Below are 17,431 nucleotides of genomic sequence, written 5' to 3' on the forward strand. Positions count from 1 at the left end.
GTGATCGACGGAACCACTCTGGTCGTCGCGGACTCGGCGGCCAACACCAGCCGATACACCAAACACCGCTGCACCAACGGCAGCTCCGGCTACCCGCAGCTGCGGCTGAGTGCCTTACTGACCTGCGGCACCCGGTCGGTGATCGATGCCGTGTTCGACCCGGTCAGCATCGGGGAACTCGACCAGGCCCGGACCCTGACCCGCAGCCTGAAGCCCGGGATGCTGCTGCTGGCCGACCGCAACTACTGCGCCGCGGACCTGCTAGCCACCGCCACAGCGACCGGCGCGCACCTGCTAATCCGCGCCAAAGCCAACCGTCGCCTGCCGATGACCCGCCGCCTGAGCGACGGATCCTGGCTGTCGCACATCGGCACCCTGACCATCCGAGTCGTCGAAGCCCGAATCAGCATCACCACCACCGCCGGCAGCCACACCGGCGACTACCGGCTACTCACCACCCTGCTCAACCCCCACGCCCACCCCGCCACCGAACTGCTCCGGCTCTACCACGAACGCTGGGAAATCGAGACCGCCTACCTCGAACTCAAATCCAGCATTCTCGGCGGACGCGTCCTGCGCTCTCGCACCCCCGACGGCATCGACCAGGAAATCCACGCGCTTCTGATCACCTATCAACTGCTACGCACCGCCATGACCGACGCCACAGACAGCCAGCCCGGCACAGACCCCGACCGAGCCAGCTTCACCACCGCCCTCAACACCGCCCGCGACCAGATCGTGCACGCCGCCGGCATCATCACCGGCACCGTCATCGACCTCGTCGGCGTCATCGGCGCCCACGTCCTGGCCAACCTGCTACCCGACCGCCGCCTCCGCACCAAAACCCGCATGATCAAACGCTCGAACAGCAAATACCAAGCCCGCGGACCGAACATCGACCGACGCAGCTACAAAGCCACCACAAGCATCGACATCATCAGTCCCGACCCTTGACAGCTCCCACCCCGCCCTAACTGAACGGCGTTGGACCTAGGTCGGTGGCGACCACCACGGCCTCATCGTTCCCCCAAATGCGGCGCGAACATCCGCGAGCGCAGCCACTTCAATCTTCGCTGGGCCTACTCATCTCGCACCACTGGCCGCCGTCGGCTTGCACGAGGCGCTTCACCGTCTGCCGGGCTTCGTCCTCGGTGCCGAACTCCCAGCGGAGCACCTTGCCTGTCTCGGAGTCGCCTGACCTGGCGACGACATGCCGCCAGACCTCGCGGGCGAGCCATACGTCGCGCCGGGTCAGCCGGCCCAGCTTTTTGTTCCACCAGCGCGCGCCACATGGTGGATCTTGTTGGAGAGACCCAATTCGGCCGCGGGCCGGCCCGGTGGATCACGTCTGCAGCGTGGTGCGGGAGGTGACATTCGTCAGTAACCAGGGTGATCAGCGCGCGCTGTACACGGAAAGCGCGTGATCGGCAGGGCAGCCGGTGGGGCACTGGGCGGTAGTCCCGGTGACGGTCGCCGTGCTGCCCGGGCGAAGGGTTTCGGCCCGCCTCCCGAGCAGCGCCCAGGTGGCGTTGTCGGTGCGGAGCAGAATCCACTCGCCCGTGCGTCCGACAGTGCCGGTGATGGTCCGGCGCCCGGGGAAGAGATCGCCGGTCCGGTCATCGACAGGCGGGTTCGTCGGCTCGGCCTTCCTCGTGCTGTCTGATCGGGGCGCCTCGCTGAAGCCGGGAGTCGATGGCCGGCTCGCCTGCTGAGTCGGTGCGCCCGCGGGCATCGCGGCGGGTGATGCGGTGGCGGTGCTCGAGGTTGCGACCGCAGTCGAGGCAGACCCGCTGCTCGGGGCGCGGCCGTCGGCGCAGCCGGCGACCGTGAGCGTGGTGGTCACGACGGCCGCGGTGAGCAGGGTCCGCGCGCGGGTCATAGTGTTCCGACGGTACGCCCGCAGGAGCGGTTCCGGGCGGCGACAGGCCCGCCCGACCGGGTCGGGCGGGCCTGTCCGATGCCGTCGTTACAGCGACTTCAGCGGCGTCTTCCAGATGCCGCGCCCGTGGGTGGCGGCGTAGAGGTTGCCGTCGCCGCTGACGTGCAGGTCGAACACGGCGGTCAGCGGCAGGGCGTACTTGGAGGCGCCGGAGTTCGCGCCGACGCGCCGCCAGGTGATGCGATCGGGGGTGGCCCGTCGGTCGGCGACGAGGACGCCGAGGTCGGTGCCGACGACGAGCTTGTCGCCGACCACGACCACGTCCGTGGCGGGCACGTCCGGGAACCCGACGGACAGGTCCGTCCAGGCGACCGAGACGCCGGTGGCGGTCTTGGTGAGCTGGCCCCGGTAGACGTGCTTGACGCCGGCGCCCGGTCCCTCGATGAAGCGCCGGTTGAAGCCGTTGAACACGAGGTAGATGGTGGAGTTGGTGGGGTCGTTCGGGTCGAAGGTCACCGCGTTGGGGTAGCGGTTGGGCAGGCCGGTCATGTCGAGCTCGGTCCAGCTGCCGCCCCAGTTGGTGGCCACGCCCCGGGTGAAGCCGGCGCTGTTGCAGTTGGCCTGGCCACACCAGGCCGCCAGGTAGGTGTCCTTGGCCGGGTCCGCCGGTGCGGCCGGGTCGGCGACGGCGTCCATGCCGACGATGAGCCGGGCGCCGGTGCTGTCCAGCGTGTAGAGCGGCTGCCAGCCGTTGGCGTCGTCGGCGGCGGCCTCCGCCGGGGTGTAGGCGAACGCCAGGTCGTGCCGCCAGAACGAGTTGCCGCCGGCCACCCACCGCTCGCTCGCCCCGTCGCGGACGTTCTTCGAGCCGCGGATGACGCGGAACGGCGCGGTGAAGCGGGCGTTGATGTCCGGCACCGTGACGTCGAAGATCGCCCTGGTGGAGCCGTCGCTCTGCCCGCAGTTGGTGGTCAGCCACAACGCCAGGAAGACGTACTCGTCGAGGATCTGGCAGCCGTTGCGCGGGTTGACGATGATGTCGCCCCCGTCGCCGCCGAACGGGCTGACCATCTTCCGCGCCCCGCCGCGCAGCAGCGACCCGCCGTTGTCCTGCAGGCCGCCCGCCACGGCCCAGCCGCGACCGTTCGGGTCACGCCCGGTGCCGACCGAGTAGTACTGCAGCGTGCGCAGGGTGGCGTTGTGGTTGGTCCAGTCGGTGGCGTGCCCGGCCGAGTCCTCCTTGCTGGCCGCCGGGGCGAGCGGCCGGGAGTAGACACCGCCGTCGTTACCGACCAGGACGGTGCCGCCGGAGATGGCGATGGAGTGCTGGTCGGCGTGCGTGGTGGACGGGCAGCCGCCCGACGGGATCGACGGGTCGTAGCAGGGGAACCCGAAGTTCCAGTACGGGCCGATCGTCTTCCACGTCGCGCCGGCGTCTTCGGTCTCGTAGACTTCCTCGAGCCCGACGTAGACGTGCCGGGGGTTGGTCGGGTCGACCTCGACGAAGTTGTTGTACCAGGCCTGCACACCCGGCGGGTAATCCATGAAGGCGCCGATCGCCGATCCGGAGTTCTCCAGCTTGACGGAGTCCGCGATGCGGGTCCACGGGCCGAGCACGCCGTTGGTGGAGTGGTAGACACCGGCCAGGGCGCTCGCGCCGGCGGCGAGCCCGGCCGGGCTCGACTGCACCAGGTAGAGGTGTTCGCCGTCGGCCGAGGCGGCGAACTCGGCGTTGCCGACGTCGGCGTTGTTGATGTCGCCGGTCAGGGTGACCCGGGTGAAGCTGCCCGGCTGGCCGCCACTGGTGGACAGGTAGTAGCCGTTGTAGGCCGCGCCCGAACGCCACGCGGCGTTGATCAGCACGGTCTTGCCGTGCGTGCCGGGCTGGATGAGCACGTCGTTGATGATGTTGTCGTACGGCCTGGTGATGTCCGTGTCGGAGGCGGGGTTGGGCAGGAACAGCAGCTGCCACCGTTCATTGTGCCGCGTCGGGTCGGTCGAGTGCCGCCACAGGCCACGGCTGGTCGCCGCGTACACCCACCCGGCGCCGTCGAACTTCAGCTGGTTGATGCTGCGCGACTCCAGCTCATCCCCGCCGACCCGGTCCGCCTGGGAAAAGCCGCGCGCGGTGCTGGCCTTCCGCAGCCGGTACACCCCGGCTCCGGCGTAGCTGGTGGCGCCGGTGTTCGCCTCACCCGTCGCGTACCAGAGCGTGTCGGCCTTGGCGTCATAGACGAGGTCACCGGTAGACAGGGCGAGGATACCGTCGGAGATCGGCTGCCACGTCCCGCCGTTGCCGAGCTTCTTGCGGAACACGCCCCCGTTCGCGCCACCGGCGAACGTCCAGCCGTTCCCGGCCGCCAGGCCGGTGACCCGGCCCGCCACCACCCCGGCGCCGCCGCCGGAGTTGGAGAACTCCGGGTCGCGGTAGTTCGGGTCGTCGGCGTCGTACGCCTTGTCGGTCACCTCGTACCAGCGCGAGTCGGTGCCGCGTAGACCCTTCAGGTCGGCCAGGGCGTCGCTGTACTCGCCCGCCGCCACCGCCCCGTACGGCGCCATCCGCGCCGCCGCCTCCTGAGAGGCGAAGGTCTTGATCCCCGCCTGCCCGGCGTGCACCCCGGCCACCGGCTTCGGGCGCTTGACCGGCCGATCGTCCGCGTATGCCGGAACACCCGCCGCCACCGTGACCAGCGCCGCGAACCCGGCGACCGCGGCACGCCTCACGCCACCCCGCCGACGTTGCCCAACGATCATGTCTGATCCTTTCCGGATGGGTCCACCGGCGCCGTCATTGGCGCCAGTCCATGTCGGACGCTAGTCATCGAATTGGATCGAGAGAAGCCCGCTGATGGCATGCCTTCGCCGGGGTCCGGCTGCGAACCGGACCCGAACGGTCACCCGAAGGGCCCGTTCGGCTCGCATCCTTGGTCGTATTGCTGATTGGCTCAGCATGTGGAGTTACGGACCGGAGGCGTTCGGGCGGGTTCTGCGGGCGGAAGACCACACCGAGAGTCGTCATGCCAGCCGAGCCTAGACCGCGCCCGCTCGGTATTGCCGAGATCAGTGCGTCGTGAATTCGAGCGTTTCAGCAGTTCCGAGAAGCTTGGCTACCAGGGGCAGGGTGGTAACGCCTTCGCTGTCCAGGAAATGGCCGCCGCCCTTGACGACGTGGACCTGGGCCTGGAGCCGGACGGCCAAGGCAGCGGAGGCTTCGGGCGGGACTATGGCGTCGTCATCGGAGTGGATCACGTGACGGTGGAGGATGTTCGGTACAACCGCTGCGAGGTTCACATCGTCGGCGAGGAAGGTATCCAGGACGGGGAGCACATCGAGTCGGCCGGTGAAGCCCGACACCAGGACCGCGCCACCGAGGGTCCACGGGTGCGGCAGCGCTGCCAGATGGCGCAGCACGGTAATCGCTCCCAGGCTGTGGGCGACGATCCAGGTCTGATCATCAATGGGGCGTAGTGCGGTCCTGACGGCTTCGTGCCAATCGGCTGCGGAGGGCGCTTGGGGCTCCGGCATCGGTACCGCAGTGACGTCGACGCCGCGCGAGGCGAGCAGGTCCCGCAGCCAGGGGAACCAGTGGTTGTCGGGCGTTGCTCCGTAGCCGTGGACGATGAATACCCGCTGGATTGGAACATCGCGCGTGGCCGGTGAGGTTGGGTTAGGCACGGCGAAACCATAAGGGTTCACGTCGGCGTCAAGGTCAAGGCGAGGAGGGCGGATGCGCATCGGGGAGTTGTCCGCGAGCACCGGGGTCAGCAGGCGAGCACTTCGCTACTACGAGGAGCAGGGGCTTCTCGTCCCACAGCGTGAGGCCAATGGCTATCGGGAGTACGGTGATGACACGCCCTTGGTGGTTCGCCAGATCACCGCGCTTCTGGCCTCGGGGCTCAACTCGGACGCCATCCGCCGCTTTCTTCCTTGCGCCCATGGTCCGCGGCCAGAGTTCCAGATGTGCGCCGAGCTGCGGGCGCATCTGGAGCAGCGCCGGGATGAACTGAACCGGCAGCGACGCCAGCTAGCCCTACAGGTAGACAACCTCACGGCGCATCTCGAATGAAGACGCTTGCCAACAATCGAGGCACCTACTTGCGCAAGGTCAGCCCTCGACCAAGCGCACGCTCATGCCGCCGTCCGGGCGTTCAGTGGGGAAACGCGCGGGGGATGCGTGCGCTGAGGAGTTCGTCGCGGAACGCTTGGATGCGGGTGATGACCTGTCGTCTGCCGATGGTGTTCTCGATGCGGTCGAGGTACAGGCATCGGGCGGCGAGTTTGTCGAGGTCGACGGTGAAGTAGATCGCCATCAGCGGGTTGACGAACAGGTCGCCGCCGCCGGTGCGCCGGGTGAACCGGACGTCTCCGAACGCGCCGCTGGTGGCGGCGGCGATCTGCCCTTGGACGATGCTTAGCCGGTCCGGGGTGGCGGCTTGGGCGTCGGCGACAGCGTCGCGGTACAGCGCCGCCTCCCGGCTGGAGCCGGGGATGGAGAGGGCGCCGAGGTAGCCGCCGTCGCGGTCGAGTGCGGCGAGGTTCTCCAGCACTTGGACGTGGTTGACGCCGTCGTAGGCGTCGATGCCGAAGCCGAGACTGGTCACCAGTTTGACCGGCACGTCCAGCGCGGCGACGGCGGCCAGGCTGGTGATGTCCTCCACCGGGGTGCCGAGATCGCTTTCGTCGCCGCGAAGCAGGACATCGGTGCCGCCATCGACCAGCACCACCGCATCGATGTTGAGTTGTTCGACCAGGTACCGGTATGCCGCCCGTAACGGCTGGACGCCGAGCGGCGGCAAGGCGTGCACGGTCGACGGCAGCTCCTGAGCCGCCAGCCACCGGGCGAGCGTCCGTTCGGGGAAGTACCAGTCCGGGCTGGTCGTGTCGGGCTGCACCGCGGCGACGTGCTCCGCTACCCACGCGTCCCGGTCGATCAACTCGAGCTGGGAGAAGGACAGGCTGGCCAGGTGCACCTGAGCGCCGCCGCGCCACAGGGCGAAGGCCAAGGGCAGGCCGGCGTACACGTCGAACCCCCCGCCCGCTCCGGCGATGAGAATGCTCCGCGCCGGAGCCAGCGCGGCAAACAACGGCGGAACGGCCAACGAGAACGCGCCGGGGTCGGCCGGCAGCGCGGCAGGGTTCATCACCGCTCAATGATCAGCCACGCCCATGCCATCCAAGGCCTCGTGGCCCACCGCTACCGGCAACAGCGATCGGGTGCACGCACATGCCGCGATCAGCCCGCTGAGGTGTCGCAGGTCAATTGGCGGACGAGTGTCGCACATCAGTCGACGGAGGACATCTCGAATGTCTCGAATGTCGGGCTGATTTGATCCGTTGCGGATTGCGTTCGATCGATCCGTTACACATCCGACTAGACGATCTTGGTTCTGTGTTGGGGTCTTGTGGTTACATATTGCAGGGCTGGGTGACGATGCTGCGAGCGGGTACTCTAGTCATCCTCGATGATTGGCTCAGCCCAGGCGGCGTGCATGAACTCCGATGTCCAGGAGACGCCGTCCGATTCGCCCATCGTTAGCTTGACGGTGGCGGCGATCAAGTGCTGCCCTGGGGGCACGATGGCGACTCGCCCCCGGACTCGCTTCGCGTGGCGGATGCGGTACTTCAGGCATTCGATGTCTACGACTCCGCACTCCTCACCTGGCTGGTCTAGCGAGGTCGACTCCACGGTCACCGACCAGCCTTCTTTGTGGGCTTTGTAGAGCCACACCTCGAAGGCGCGCTGCTTGCCGTCGCGCTCGTCCACCCGGGCGATGATCTCGACCGGGTCAGTTCGGTTGTCCATCCTTGTCCTTGCCAGTGAGCTGAGAGTGCACCTTAACGGGTTCGCGGAGGTTCGGGTTTGCGGGCTTTGAACCGGGCAATCGCCTTGCTGGTGGTGCGGGGAACCTCAGTGAGGAGTTGGTCGCCGTCGTGGACGCGGAAGGTGCTGCGCTCGGTGTCGCTCGCTCCACCGAGCTGCTGCGTCCACCAGGCGCCAAAGCCGGCAGCCTCAGCGCCACGTCGTTGGGCCGAGGCGTCCGGATTCTCGAAGTACGTGCGCGGGGTGTCGCCGAGATACGCCGCGCCGCTGCACAGTAGCCGACCGCCGGCCACGAGGTGTAGTACGGCGTGGAGGTTGGCTTGGGCCTGCGCAGCGGTCGGCCGGACGCTCTCAGACATCGAGACCTGCCCGTTCGAGGCGTTCGAGCAGGCTGGGTTTACGCGCGTGCACCGCCCGTAGTTCGGCCAGCCGCTGCCGGAATGGCGTGGTGTTGCCGTCGCGTTCGCTGAGGTCGCGCAGATCGACGAGGAGTTGGACGGCCGTGTCGTAGTCACGGGGTTTCTTTGTGCCGATGAGTTCGTTGACTCCCTGCCACGCGGCGGGCTGATCGACTGCGAGGGCGTCGAGGTGCAGTTGCCGGGCGGCGGCTGCGGACCGTTCCTGGCGGATGCGGTCCCGCTCGCGCTGCTTGGCGATCTGGCGTTCCCGTTCGGCGTGGAGATCCGCGGCGGTGGCGAGTAGTTCGCCTGCGGTGCGTGGAGCGGTTGTGGTGGACGTGTCGGGAGGGTGTTCGTCGCAGTACCGGCGCAGCAGCCGACTGCGCAGGTGACCATCGCCGCCGGTGACCAGGTCGGCGAGGATGGCGTCCTTCTCTCGGGCGGGCAGGCCGGCGATCCACGAGCGCAGTTGCGCGGCGGCCGGCTCGACGGCAGTCTGCGCCGAAGCGGCAGCCGCGGCCGCGATCAGATCAGGATCGATGCAGAGGAACTCGGCGACCGCGGTGAGCGAGGCGTCGAGCTTGCTTAGCCCGGCCGGGACGGGCGGCTCGGGCTCCTCGTCGTCGAGTTCCATTGACTGTACGCAGCGCAGCCAGCCCAAGTACAGCAGGCGCAGGTCGCCGGCGGCAAGGCCGGCACGCACCGGGATGATCGAGGCAAGCAGACCGTGCCCGTCGAGGTCCCACTCATCGGTGCCGTCCTCGTCCTCCCGAGACAGGTGCACGATGAGATGCCTGCCGGCCGTCCAGGCGGACGCACTGTCACCCACGCAATAGCCGGCAACGGTGGCGGGCTCGAGCACGTGCTTCGGCAACCGCAACATGAGCTGGCGGGTGCCCCAGTTCGCCAGGTACAGGTGCGCGTCGAAGTACCGCTCCATCAGCTTGCGCGGGTGACCCTTGAAGTCGCCCCACTGGTAGGTGTTGACGAAGCTGGTGGCGGTGATGTCGGCCCGAGTGGACAACGCCCGCAGCTCGCCCTGCTCCCGGTTCGTGAGGGGGCGGTCGACGGCGGTGAACTCGTAGTACTGGTACTCGCTCACCCTGGTCTACCGCCCCGCCCAGTACCGGTAGGCGTCGATCCAGGCAGCGCCGTTCGGTGCTGGTGTGGGCAGCGGCAGGTCGAGCAGGTCGATCTTCTGCCGGTGGCGGCCCCGGGCGCAGACCGCGACGATGCTGTCGACGGTGAGGTCGACCTTCTGCACGATTACCTCCATGCCGAGGACAGTGGTGGTAAACGGCACCGCCAGATGCTCTTCGATCATGGTGAACAGGCCGGTGAGCTGTTCGTCGTCGCCGTACGCGTCGACGGTGGCCTCTTCGATCATCGCCTCGAGCGCCGCATTCCGCTTCGATGCCATCGGCGCAGGATAGCGGACCCGTGCCGAGGTGTTCCGGAGCCCGATATACGAGGATGGTCCGGTGGGTTCGGTGGACGAGTTCGAGGGTCTTCGCCGCGAGCTGCAGCGGGTACGGGCGGAAAACGTCCGGCTGTCACGGCTACTCGAACTGCGCGGTCAGGACACGGCTCCGGCGCCGGAGCAACTGTCCGCGCCGGTCGCTGCGCCGGGGCTGGTCACGATGGCCTCACCGACGGGAGACAAGCTGGCGCTGTTCGCCGACCGGGTTCCACGCCCGCGTCGACGTGTACGCCGTGCGCTGGGAGAACACTCGCACCGGCGCCGCCGGGTGGATGCCCGCCTGCTCGGCGAGGAGGAAGGCTACTTCGGCGACCCGTGGTGAGGATCCGCGGGCCTGCCGGTTTGCCGCAGATGCTTCCGGATCCGCTGCAGCCACGTCTTAAACACCTGAGCCTGGGCCGCTTGCATCCACAACTGACGGTGAGCGCGCATCGGCAGGGACGCACCAGTTGGCTTCGCCCGGCCTGAGGGACCTCGACAGGAGAGGCTGTGACGGGCATTGACGGCAGCGACGTTCGCTTGGAGCCGGAGTCCGGTGTGGTCATCGACGAGCCCTCGGAAGACGCGATCTTCGAGGCGATGGGCGACCGTGACAGCCGCGACAACACGTTCCTGACGATCGAGCCGACTGCCAGTGGCCAGGAGTGGTACGCCACCATTAGCGCCGTTGACGCGGGCGGTGTCGAGATCGAACTGCGCGACGCCAAAACCCGTGAGCACAAGCTGTACGTCTCGAACAACTGCAGCAGGATCGCCACGGACGTAACGATCTGGATTGCGGGTCGTCCGGCATTCGCCCAGCGACACGCGCATCGTCTCGAATCCGGATGAGAGCTGTCGCCGAAGCCACCAGGCGCAGCACCCGGATGGCCTCGGTCGGGTGCCCGGATCTGGCCGCCGATCGTGTGCGCTGCCCGCGGGATTGCGTGAGCGCCTCTGACCAATGACTTCGGCCACGTTCAGCCGGCTGACCTCGCCGGACAGCTCTGTTCGCGGCCGTGCCCGGGATACCGCGTCCAGTCAGCCTGACCGGGAGCCATCGGTCGGTCGTCTGGTAGCGCGAGGCGTTCTTGGCGGTCCCACGCGTGCCGGTTGATCACCCTGAAGATGCGGGTGCGCATGGGACTACGACTGGGTGGCGTCGAGGCGGGCCTGCACGTCGCGCATCTTCTTTCCGAGGTTGACCAGGCTGCGGGCGGCGGCCTTGAGGTCCTTGGATGCGGCGTGCATCGCGGCCAGGTTCGCGGGGTGGGTGTCCGCGTTCGCCTTGACCCAGCGGTCGATGGTGCGGGCGATGTGTTCGGCGAGTTCGGCTTCTTTGGTGACGATGCTGCGGAAGTGGCCGGCGGACTCGGTCCAGTTCCACGGGTGGGGTTCGTGACCGATCCCGGCGGTGTCGAGCTGGTAGTTGGTGTACTTCAGCGAGGTGCTGATGCCGTCGAGCATGTCCCGGACCGTCACGACCCGGCCGCTGGTGTCCCTGGCTATCGCCATCGCCACTCCTCGGATGTTTCCCCGGGGTGGCCGCGCGCGGCGCGGGGGAGGCTGCGCGCGGCCACCGGTTCTGTCAGGTCAGCGGGGGACAAGGTCCGCTCGATCCAGGGCGTGCGCATGCCGGCCAGCTCGCGGCGCATCGTTTCTACCTCGGTGCCGAAGGACACGACGCAGCTGCCAGACATGTTGGGAGCGCCCTGGCAGGCGTGGACCAGCCTGCCGCCGAGAGCCGCGCGCACGAGGATGCTCTCGCGCCGACGCGACTCGTTGAACCAGGTGCCGTGATACAGCTCGTCGAGCACTTCAGCGGTCGCCTTGTCCAGATCATAGACCCCGCCGGTCTCCGTGAAAGCCGCGCAATTTGGAAGCGGACCAGCCTGCATCCTCACCGTCTCCGGCGGTGCCCGCCGCACGGGTGGCGAGGAGTGCGAGGGGCTGTGCCGGGGGATCGCCGGATCGGCGGGGTCAGCCAGCCTTGCGTACGCGGTAGGCGAGGTGGGTGACGCCGTTGCCCTCGACGACACTCGTGGGCCCGTCCAGTTGGACGGGGGTGATCTTCAGGCCGGTGAAGAAGGGGATGCCGTCGCCGAGCAGGACCGGGACGAGGTCGACGTGGACCTCGTCGAGTAGGCCGGCCTCGAGGACCTGCGCGGCGATGGTGCCGCCGTTGACGCCGACCTCCTTGTCGCCGGCGATGGCCTTGGCGGTGTCGATCGCGTGCTCGATGCCGTCGGTGACGAACACGAACGAGTCGCTCTCGCGCTCCCAGCCGTCGGGGACGGTGTGCGTGACGACGACCACGGGTACGTCCATCGGGTGCCGGCCGCCCCAGCCGTGGGTCATGTCGAACAGCCGTCGGCCGACCACCAGCGCCCCGGTCCGTTCGGTCAGCCCGCGCAGGTGCTTGGCGCTCGCCGCGGAGGTGCGCATCGTCATGCCGGGCATGGCCGTCGGCGTCTCGACGTCGCCGTTGTTGTACCACTGGAAGAGGTACTCGAACCCGCCGTGCGACGCGTCGGCGATGTAGCCGTCCAACGACATGGTCGCCCCGGTCGTAACCTTCGTCATCGATCCACTCCCTTGGTCTTCATCGGCCCGCCGATGACCCGGCCGGCCCGTCTCTGCCCAGGGGTCGAACCTGGCGGCGCCCCGTTCGACATCGGGCCGCAGGATTTTTTCGACAGACCTTCTCCAGCGGCACGGCCGGGCTCCTGGGCTGAGGGCAGGCGCACAACGATCCCGGGCGACGACAGCCCGTGCAGAAAGGGGCGGCACCCTGCCTGATCCGCGAGTGCCGCCCCTGGCCTGCGCCCAGCCTCAGCGGAGGGAGAGACGCAAGACGATGAGACTAACGACCGTTTGAAGGTCCGGTAGTTCCCGCGAGGGGAATTCCAGCGATTCGGCTCGCTGCAAACCGACGATCGGCGAGCTGGCCGCGCTCATCGCGGCCCTCGCTACGGCCGCCACCGCGATCACCGGGCTGATCAGCTCGTGCGGTAGCTAGCCCCAGCACATGGCCAGCCGCCCGCCAAGAGCCAAACGGCGGGCGACCGGCCACGGCGAGACAGCGTACGAGGAGGGCCGACTCGGATGCTCGTAGCCAGGTAGTGTGCGGCCGCTTGCCGGAAGCCGAGGACCTGGAGGAGCGACGTGGGCGCGAAGACAGCCCTGCTGGCATTCGCCGATAGAGATATCCGCCCCGCGTTGCGTGGCGCCACCCGCGCAGAGCGAGCCGAGACCGAGATGCTGGTGCGCCGGCTCCACCCGGGCTACGACGTCGAGCCCGCCGCGACGGCACACTGTTCGAGGACATCTATCCGCCAGATGACATCACGTACGCCACGAAGCTGGCCGAGGCCGAGCTGTACTGCGACCGGCGGCTCGTCCTTGACCGCCCGTCTGAGCTGCCGGCACACCTGAGTCAAGCGGGAGCGGGCAGGCGGATCATCATGCACGGGATGCACTCGGTCGTGGACTGGCTCGGTTTCGCGGTCTGGGAAGACGGCGAGCTGATCAGATCGCTGAGCGTGTCGCCCGACGGCGGCATCCAGGAGAACATCGGCGAGCCGTACGGCTTCGAGCTGCCCTACCTCTTGCCGAACCGGTCGGTGAACTGCTTGCCGTTACCGGTCAGGACTTCCTCGGGCACCCCGAACCGTTGCAGGGCGGCGGCGAAGGCCAGGCAGACGGCTCGGCCGGTGGCCCGCCGGACGACCTGGGCGATGACACAGAACCGAGGATGGTCGTCCACCCCGGTCACGACCTTGGCCTCGGTGCCGTCGACGAGCATGATCCCGCCGACGATGTCCATCTGCCACAACTCCATCGGCCGAGCCCGCGCGCCTGGCTGTGCGCGAAGTTGTCCACCTGCTGTAGCTTCCCGCCATGAGGTGGGCTCGTCGGATTGCGCTGGCCGAGATCGTCTGGTGCGCGGGCCTGCTGGCAGCATCGACGCTGGTGGGAGGAATCCCGCTGCCCACACCCATCGTGATGTCGGCATTCCTGCTGGCGCTGCCGATCCTTGGCGTCCCAGTCATCGCAGCCGAACGTCTACAGATCAGGGAGACCGGCAGGGTTTCAGCGGGCGGCTACTGGTTGTGGCGTCTGTTGCGCGAAACGATGTCAGGCCGGTTGCTCATCGCGAGCTGGCTGCTGTTCGTCGGCTTCTGGGTGGTCGGAGCTCTCTCCATGGGCAGCCCGAGTGTGCAGGAGTGGGGTGCCGGAACGTACGCCGCGCAAATCCATGGTCAGTGGACGGTCATCAGTAAGGCCCGATACCTGCCCTTGAAGGCGCAGGGGCAGCGAGTCTTTCTTTCGGTACCGGGGGGCTTATGCGTGGCCGCTGCCGTTCTCTCCACCGCCCTGCTTCGCCGGGAGGAGCGGCGCGAGGCGGTGCGTCCGAAATCGTAGGCCCGCCGGGAGCAGGCGTTCTAAGCATCCCGGCCGGCGGGCCGTTCGCGGACGAATGCACCCGTCGCGGCGCCCTCCGCCTCGCACGGCGAGTGCGGTCGGGTATGAAGGCGCGATGAGCGATATGGGCCAGGTCGTTGGCGCGCTGTTGTCAGCTATCGCAGCCCTCGAGGCCTTCCTCGAGCTTGACTCGCAGGCGTACATGGCTACCAACGCGCTGGAAGAGATCGCCTACCGGCTCAGCGAGATGAGCGACGAGGAGCGGCGCAACTTCGGCGCAGCCATTTCGCGCATCGCGGCCGCATATGACCTGGAGGAGCCGGGCACCGGCGAGTGGGTTCGCAATGTGCCACGGAACCTGGGCCTGGCGTAGCCGCCGTCGTGCCGAGTTGCGGGCGGCGTGTCATGGAATAACCGTGGGTCGGTCCAGATGATCGAGCCGACCGGTTTCCAGGTGGGCGATGTCGCCATCGGAGTCGAGGGCGGCGTCGAGCAGCTGGGCGAGCGAGGTGCCATACACCGGGACGTCGGCGGGCTCGTCGACCAGGCGGAAGCGGCCGTCGAACTCGTCGGACCGTGCGGCCGCCACCTCCTCGACGCGGCAGAGGACCCAGTGGGTCGACTGCGTTTCGTTGTCGAGGGCCGCGCAGACGCTCCGGCCATCGGCAAGGTCAATGATCGTCAAGAGCGACCGGTCCTCGTAGCCTCGATAAACGCGGCGGTGCTCGGCCACCGGCAGCAGCCGCCACGTGTGGAACAGCGTCGCGGAGCCGATGCGCCGGTAGAGCGCCACGACCTCGGCGGGCGCGTCGAACATGAACGTGGGCTGCGGCGGCGTGGTCTCGTGGTCGCGGACGATTCGGTCGATCACGTCGTCGATCTCCACCGCCGCCGGCGCGAGGTACCAGCCGGCCACCGGCCGCAGTCCGCCGTCGTCGTCCTGCGCGACGCCGACCAAGCCGGCGTGCAGGGCCACCGCCCGGTTGTCGCCCACCACCAGATCGTTGACGTTGACGGTCACCCGCGACAACGTCGCGGGCACCTGATCGGTGCGGATGCCGACACCCCGGTAGAAGCCGCGGCCGTCAACGGCCGCGTCGCGCCGCTCGTCGATGGGCAACTCCAGCAGCGGATTCAGCTGGTCCACCACCCCCTCACCACGAAGGTACGGGTACAGGCGCGCGGCCCAGCCGGTGACCACCTCACCGCCGTACGCGTCGACGGGGTTGTAGATCCGCCGCCAGAACGCTACGTCCACCTCGCCGGACGCTGCTCGGACGAACTGGTCGGCGATCGGTGCGAGCGACCGGCACCACGTCTCCAGCCCGAACCCGGCGATCACGTCCACCCGGGCGCGGATCTTCTGCCAGTCCTCCACCGTGCCGGTCAACGTGATCGACGGGATGCCGCACACGCACACCAGCCACAGCGAGAAGTACGGCGAGTAGGCGTCGAGCAAGACAACTCGTCCCGTGAGCCGGTCGACGTCGGTGCTGGTGGAGAAGTCGCACTCGAACAACTCAGCGTCGCTGATCTCGGCGGCGAGCAGCTTGTGGAATGAGTCCACCACGTCCTGCCAGGAGGCCGCGTCCTGCGGCATCGGCCCGTCGACGGTCACGGTGAGCCGCTTGCGGCCGGCGTGGCCCACCAAACGGGGGCGCAGCTGCTCGGCGTGGAGCCGGATGTGCTGGGCGACACCCTGCGAGATGGTCAACCACACCGCGTCGGGGGACAACACCAACGGGCGGTGGTCGGCGAACGCCCGCCCGACGGCGTCGAGCAGCGGATGCACCCCGTCTGGCACGAGCACCGGCAGCGCCGGATCGCCGCCGAACACCAGCGCGTTCCCGAACAGTTCGCCGAGCGGCCGGGTGGGCAGTCCCTCGGCTGCGGGGGTCACCTCGTCGACCCGGAAGGTCACCATGGCGCGACTCTAACGCCTGCTCGCCCGCGCGCGATCCCGCGACGAAGTACCCATCTGCCCCTGTCGTCGCGTTGGTCGTGCCCGGCGTAGTGGGTTGCCGTACCCGATGGGCATGTATCGGCCGAGGGCGTGCGTCTGCTTGTTTGGGGTGAGGCCGGCTGCTACACGAGGCGCTGCTTGATGGCGATCCACTCACGGACCTGGGCGGCGAGGTGCGTGTCCTGGACTTCGTCCAGGTGCCATTGGGCTGCGCTGACCAGATTCTTCGCCTGCCGAAAGTGGCGCATCTGCGTGCGGTCAAGTCCGCCCAGGTCTCGCCGGTCGGCGAGCGTGGCCACCTCGTGCAGCCCGACTGGGATCGCGTCCAGGCAGGCCCGGACGATGTCGTCAGCTGACGGCAGCGCTGCCAGCTCGACCCCCGAGCGGCGCATGTCCGCCGCGAAGTACGCCAGCTTCTCAGCGCTGTCGGCTTCGTTGAACACGGCCCGGGCTTGTCCCTGCCGTAGCAGCCAGAGCTTCAACTCCGCCCAGTCCGTCCGCCGGCCCGACAGGTCCCGCAGCTGCTGGTCGATGACCAGCAGCAGGTACAGCCACCAGTTGGCTCGCTCGCGCGGCGCCGGCTGGCGACGGTCCAGCCACTGCCGGCGCTGATGCTCATCGAGTTGGAGTAGGTGGACCAGCCCGTCCTTGACGGCCTGGCGTTGTCCGCCGAGCCTCCTGGCAGCCACCCGCTCGGGCGGATGGGGCGCGCTGATCGACCAGACGTCACCGGCATCGACCAGCCCCAGGTACCCGGTGGTGGCCACGAGGAGGGATATCCGCGACTCGGCAAGCCAGTACCGCCGGTAGTCTGCATCGGCTTGGTCGGTGATTTCCTGCAGGTGGTAGCCGAGGCGGTCCAACTCGGCGGTCAACCGCATGAACGGCAGCTGCCGGCCGAACGGTCCGTACCGATCCACGAACGCCTCGATGGCGGTGATACTCGCCAGGCGATGCGCCTGCACGATGAAGCCGGTCGCCTGCCAGGAGTCGGATTCGGGGTGCCGCGCCCAGGAGAACTCCACCACGCCGTAGTCACGGCGCATCACGGCGCGGCCCCGGTCCTCCGCGAAGTCCCCACCCAGCGTGCGGGCTACCTCGCCTGGTGAGTCCGTCAGACCCACGCCCAGCACTGCACCGCTGACCACAACGTCGACGAAGAAGTCAAGATCGGCCATCCGGCAAGCGTGGCGAAGTACCGGGTGCAGCACAATCCGCAGCGGATGTCATCCGGCATGCGCAGACCCTACTCGCACGTCTCGCGGACACCCGATTACCCGAGGTCGAGTGCGAAGGATCTGCTGCCGACCCGTGCGTGCAGTCCGCCGAGCGGGCCGGCTTCATGGGCGGTTCTGGGGCGCCCCGTGGACGTCGAGTGCGGGCGCCGTCGCGGTCCGGCTCGGTCGGGCGAAGCGGCTGCCCGCCGTGCTGCGGGCCGGCGGTTGCGTGTCGCCGCGGCACGCATCCAGTCGGACTGCCTGCCTAG

General features: G+C 68.4%; 18 protein-coding genes and 2 pseudogenes. 7 read left to right on the forward strand and 13 right to left on the reverse strand.

From position 1 onward, the window contains the following. Entirely contained in the window at positions 1-954 is a 954-nt protein-coding gene (locus tag ACGF4F_RS32175; protein WP_393083396.1) for an IS4 family transposase, read from the forward strand. Positions 955-1,393: 439 nt separating this feature from the next. On the opposite strand, the gene ACGF4F_RS32180 is transcribed toward ACGF4F_RS32175, so the two are convergent. The 3 genes from ACGF4F_RS32180 to ACGF4F_RS32190 all read right to left on the reverse strand — a co-directional run bounded on the left by ACGF4F_RS32180 (position 1,394) and on the right by ACGF4F_RS32190 (position 5,614). Continuing rightward, the gene (locus ACGF4F_RS32180; protein WP_393083399.1) at positions 1,394-1,879 is read right to left on the reverse strand and encodes a hypothetical protein; all 486 of its coding nucleotides are present in this window, start codon (positions 1,877-1,879) and stop codon (positions 1,394-1,396) included. 87 nt (positions 1,880-1,966) lie between these two features. Further along, entirely contained in the window at positions 1,967-4,633 is a 2,667-nt protein-coding gene (locus ACGF4F_RS32185; RefSeq protein ID WP_393083402.1) for a glycosyl hydrolase, read from the reverse strand. A gap of 306 nt (positions 4,634-4,939) precedes the next feature. Continuing rightward, on the reverse strand, positions 4,940-5,614 hold the full coding sequence (locus ACGF4F_RS32190; protein WP_393083405.1) for an RBBP9/YdeN family alpha/beta hydrolase: 675 nt from the start codon (positions 5,612-5,614) through the stop codon (positions 4,940-4,942). Between ACGF4F_RS32190 and ACGF4F_RS32195 the strand changes: the two genes are divergently transcribed. Then, positions 5,607-5,945: a MerR family transcriptional regulator gene (locus ACGF4F_RS32195; RefSeq protein WP_393083408.1), complete on the forward strand. Its 339-nt coding sequence runs from the start codon at positions 5,607-5,609 to the stop codon at positions 5,943-5,945. The genes ACGF4F_RS32190 and ACGF4F_RS32195 overlap by 8 nt on opposite strands. A gap of 82 nt (positions 5,946-6,027) precedes the next feature. Here the strand turns inward: ACGF4F_RS32195 and ACGF4F_RS32200 are convergent, their stop codons facing one another. The 4 genes from ACGF4F_RS32200 to ACGF4F_RS32215 form a co-directional block, all read right to left on the reverse strand. Continuing rightward, complete coding sequence (locus tag ACGF4F_RS32200; protein WP_393083612.1) at positions 6,028-7,020, reverse strand: DUF1152 domain-containing protein; 993 nt, start codon at positions 7,018-7,020, stop codon at positions 6,028-6,030. Between the two features lie 308 nt (positions 7,021-7,328). Then, complete coding sequence (locus ACGF4F_RS32205) at positions 7,329-7,682, reverse strand: hypothetical protein (RefSeq protein ID WP_393083411.1); 354 nt, start codon at positions 7,680-7,682, stop codon at positions 7,329-7,331. A gap of 369 nt (positions 7,683-8,051) precedes the next feature. Next, positions 8,052-9,200 (reverse strand): hypothetical protein, encoded by a 1,149-nt coding sequence (locus tag ACGF4F_RS32210; RefSeq protein WP_393083414.1) that lies wholly within the window; start codon positions 9,198-9,200, stop codon positions 8,052-8,054. Positions 9,201-9,206: 6 nt separating this feature from the next. Then, positions 9,207-9,518 carry a hypothetical protein gene (locus ACGF4F_RS32215; protein ID WP_393083417.1) on the reverse strand — a complete coding sequence of 104 codons (312 nt, stop codon included), beginning with the start codon at positions 9,516-9,518 and terminating at the stop codon, positions 9,207-9,209. A 70-nt stretch (positions 9,519-9,588) separates the two neighbouring features. Between ACGF4F_RS32215 and ACGF4F_RS32220 the strand changes: the two genes are divergently transcribed. Together ACGF4F_RS32220 and ACGF4F_RS32225 are read left to right on the forward strand one after the other, a co-directional pair. Then, positions 9,589-9,900 carry a hypothetical protein gene (locus tag ACGF4F_RS32220; protein ID WP_393083421.1) on the forward strand — a complete coding sequence of 104 codons (312 nt, stop codon included), beginning with the start codon at positions 9,589-9,591 and terminating at the stop codon, positions 9,898-9,900. Positions 9,901-10,067: 167 nt separating this feature from the next. Then, positions 10,068-10,409: a hypothetical protein gene (locus ACGF4F_RS32225; protein WP_393083424.1), complete on the forward strand. Its 342-nt coding sequence runs from the start codon at positions 10,068-10,070 to the stop codon at positions 10,407-10,409. A 294-nt stretch (positions 10,410-10,703) separates the two neighbouring features. Here the strand turns inward: ACGF4F_RS32225 and ACGF4F_RS32230 are convergent, their stop codons facing one another. The 3 genes from ACGF4F_RS32230 to ACGF4F_RS32240 all read right to left on the reverse strand — a co-directional run bounded on the left by ACGF4F_RS32230 (position 10,704) and on the right by ACGF4F_RS32240 (position 12,140). Next, positions 10,704-11,072, reverse strand: a complete 369-nt coding sequence (locus ACGF4F_RS32230) for a hypothetical protein (protein ID WP_393083427.1) — start codon at positions 11,070-11,072, stop codon at positions 10,704-10,706. After that, positions 11,063-11,455, reverse strand: coding sequence for a hypothetical protein (locus ACGF4F_RS32235; protein WP_393083430.1), 393 nt, complete (start codon positions 11,453-11,455; stop codon positions 11,063-11,065). The genes ACGF4F_RS32230 and ACGF4F_RS32235 overlap by 10 nt, the downstream gene beginning before the upstream one ends. Positions 11,456-11,537: 82 nt before the next feature. Beyond that, positions 11,538-12,140 carry a dihydrofolate reductase family protein gene (locus tag ACGF4F_RS32240; RefSeq protein WP_393083433.1) on the reverse strand — a complete coding sequence of 201 codons (603 nt, stop codon included), beginning with the start codon at positions 12,138-12,140 and terminating at the stop codon, positions 11,538-11,540. A gap of 582 nt (positions 12,141-12,722) precedes the next feature. Between ACGF4F_RS32240 and ACGF4F_RS32245 the strand changes: the two are divergent. Continuing rightward, a pseudogene (locus ACGF4F_RS32245) lies at positions 12,723-13,126 on the forward strand (DUF6928 family protein); the annotation flags it as partial. Between the two features lie 41 nt (positions 13,127-13,167). Here ACGF4F_RS32245 and ACGF4F_RS32250 read toward each other — a convergent pair. After that, positions 13,168-13,410: pseudogene (locus ACGF4F_RS32250) on the reverse strand (DDE-type integrase/transposase/recombinase); the annotation flags it as partial. 47 nt (positions 13,411-13,457) lie between these two features. Here ACGF4F_RS32250 and ACGF4F_RS32255 point away from each other — a divergent pair. Further along, positions 13,458-13,982, forward strand: a complete 525-nt coding sequence (locus ACGF4F_RS32255; protein WP_393083627.1) for a hypothetical protein — start codon at positions 13,458-13,460, stop codon at positions 13,980-13,982. 115 nt (positions 13,983-14,097) lie between these two features. Further along, entirely contained in the window at positions 14,098-14,355 is a 258-nt protein-coding gene (locus tag ACGF4F_RS32260; protein ID WP_393083436.1) for a hypothetical protein, read from the forward strand. 30 nt (positions 14,356-14,385) lie between these two features. Here ACGF4F_RS32260 and ACGF4F_RS32265 read toward each other — a convergent pair whose 3' ends face one another. Then, positions 14,386-15,906, reverse strand: a complete 1,521-nt coding sequence (locus tag ACGF4F_RS32265) for a DUF4419 domain-containing protein (RefSeq protein WP_393083439.1) — start codon at positions 15,904-15,906, stop codon at positions 14,386-14,388. A 161-nt stretch (positions 15,907-16,067) separates the two neighbouring features. Next, positions 16,068-17,123, reverse strand: coding sequence for a hypothetical protein (locus ACGF4F_RS32270; protein WP_393083442.1), 1,056 nt, complete (start codon positions 17,121-17,123; stop codon positions 16,068-16,070). Positions 17,124-17,431: the final 308 nt, after the last annotated feature.

Origin of the sequence: Micromonospora sp. NPDC047740 (assembly GCF_043204735.1) — a bacterium.
In the GTDB taxonomy this organism is placed as follows: Bacteria; Actinomycetota; Actinomycetes; order Mycobacteriales; family Micromonosporaceae; genus Micromonospora.

Excerpts from the sequence above, each read along its gene's own strand:
- ACGF4F_RS32265 (WP_393083439.1), bottom strand. The coding sequence starts at position 15,906 with ATGGTGACCTTCCGGGTCGACGAGGTGACCCCCGCAGCCGAGGGACTG.
- ACGF4F_RS32185 (WP_393083402.1), bottom strand. The coding sequence starts at position 4,633 with ATGATCGTTGGGCAACGTCGGCGGGGTGGCGTGAGGCGTGCCGCGGTC.
- ACGF4F_RS32270 (WP_393083442.1), bottom strand. The coding sequence starts at position 17,123 with ATGGCCGATCTTGACTTCTTCGTCGACGTTGTGGTCAGCGGTGCAGTG.
- ACGF4F_RS32260 (WP_393083436.1), top strand. The coding sequence starts at position 14,098 with ATGAGCGATATGGGCCAGGTCGTTGGCGCGCTGTTGTCAGCTATCGCA.
- ACGF4F_RS32235 (WP_393083430.1), bottom strand. The coding sequence starts at position 11,455 with ATGCAGGCTGGTCCGCTTCCAAATTGCGCGGCTTTCACGGAGACCGGC.
- ACGF4F_RS32215 (WP_393083417.1), bottom strand. The coding sequence starts at position 9,518 with ATGGCATCGAAGCGGAATGCGGCGCTCGAGGCGATGATCGAAGAGGCC.
- ACGF4F_RS32180 (WP_393083399.1), bottom strand. The coding sequence starts at position 1,879 with ATGACCCGCGCGCGGACCCTGCTCACCGCGGCCGTCGTGACCACCACG.
- ACGF4F_RS32230 (WP_393083427.1), bottom strand. The coding sequence starts at position 11,072 with ATGGCGATAGCCAGGGACACCAGCGGCCGGGTCGTGACGGTCCGGGAC.
- ACGF4F_RS32240 (WP_393083433.1), bottom strand. The coding sequence starts at position 12,140 with ATGACGAAGGTTACGACCGGGGCGACCATGTCGTTGGACGGCTACATC.
- ACGF4F_RS32195 (WP_393083408.1), top strand. The coding sequence starts at position 5,607 with ATGCGCATCGGGGAGTTGTCCGCGAGCACCGGGGTCAGCAGGCGAGCA.
- ACGF4F_RS32200 (WP_393083612.1), bottom strand. The coding sequence starts at position 7,020 with ATGAACCCTGCCGCGCTGCCGGCCGACCCCGGCGCGTTCTCGTTGGCC.
- ACGF4F_RS32205 (WP_393083411.1), bottom strand. The coding sequence starts at position 7,682 with ATGGACAACCGAACTGACCCGGTCGAGATCATCGCCCGGGTGGACGAG.
- ACGF4F_RS32190 (WP_393083405.1), bottom strand. The coding sequence starts at position 5,614 with ATGCGCATCCGCCCTCCTCGCCTTGACCTTGACGCCGACGTGAACCCT.
- ACGF4F_RS32255 (WP_393083627.1), top strand. The coding sequence starts at position 13,458 with ATGAGGTGGGCTCGTCGGATTGCGCTGGCCGAGATCGTCTGGTGCGCG.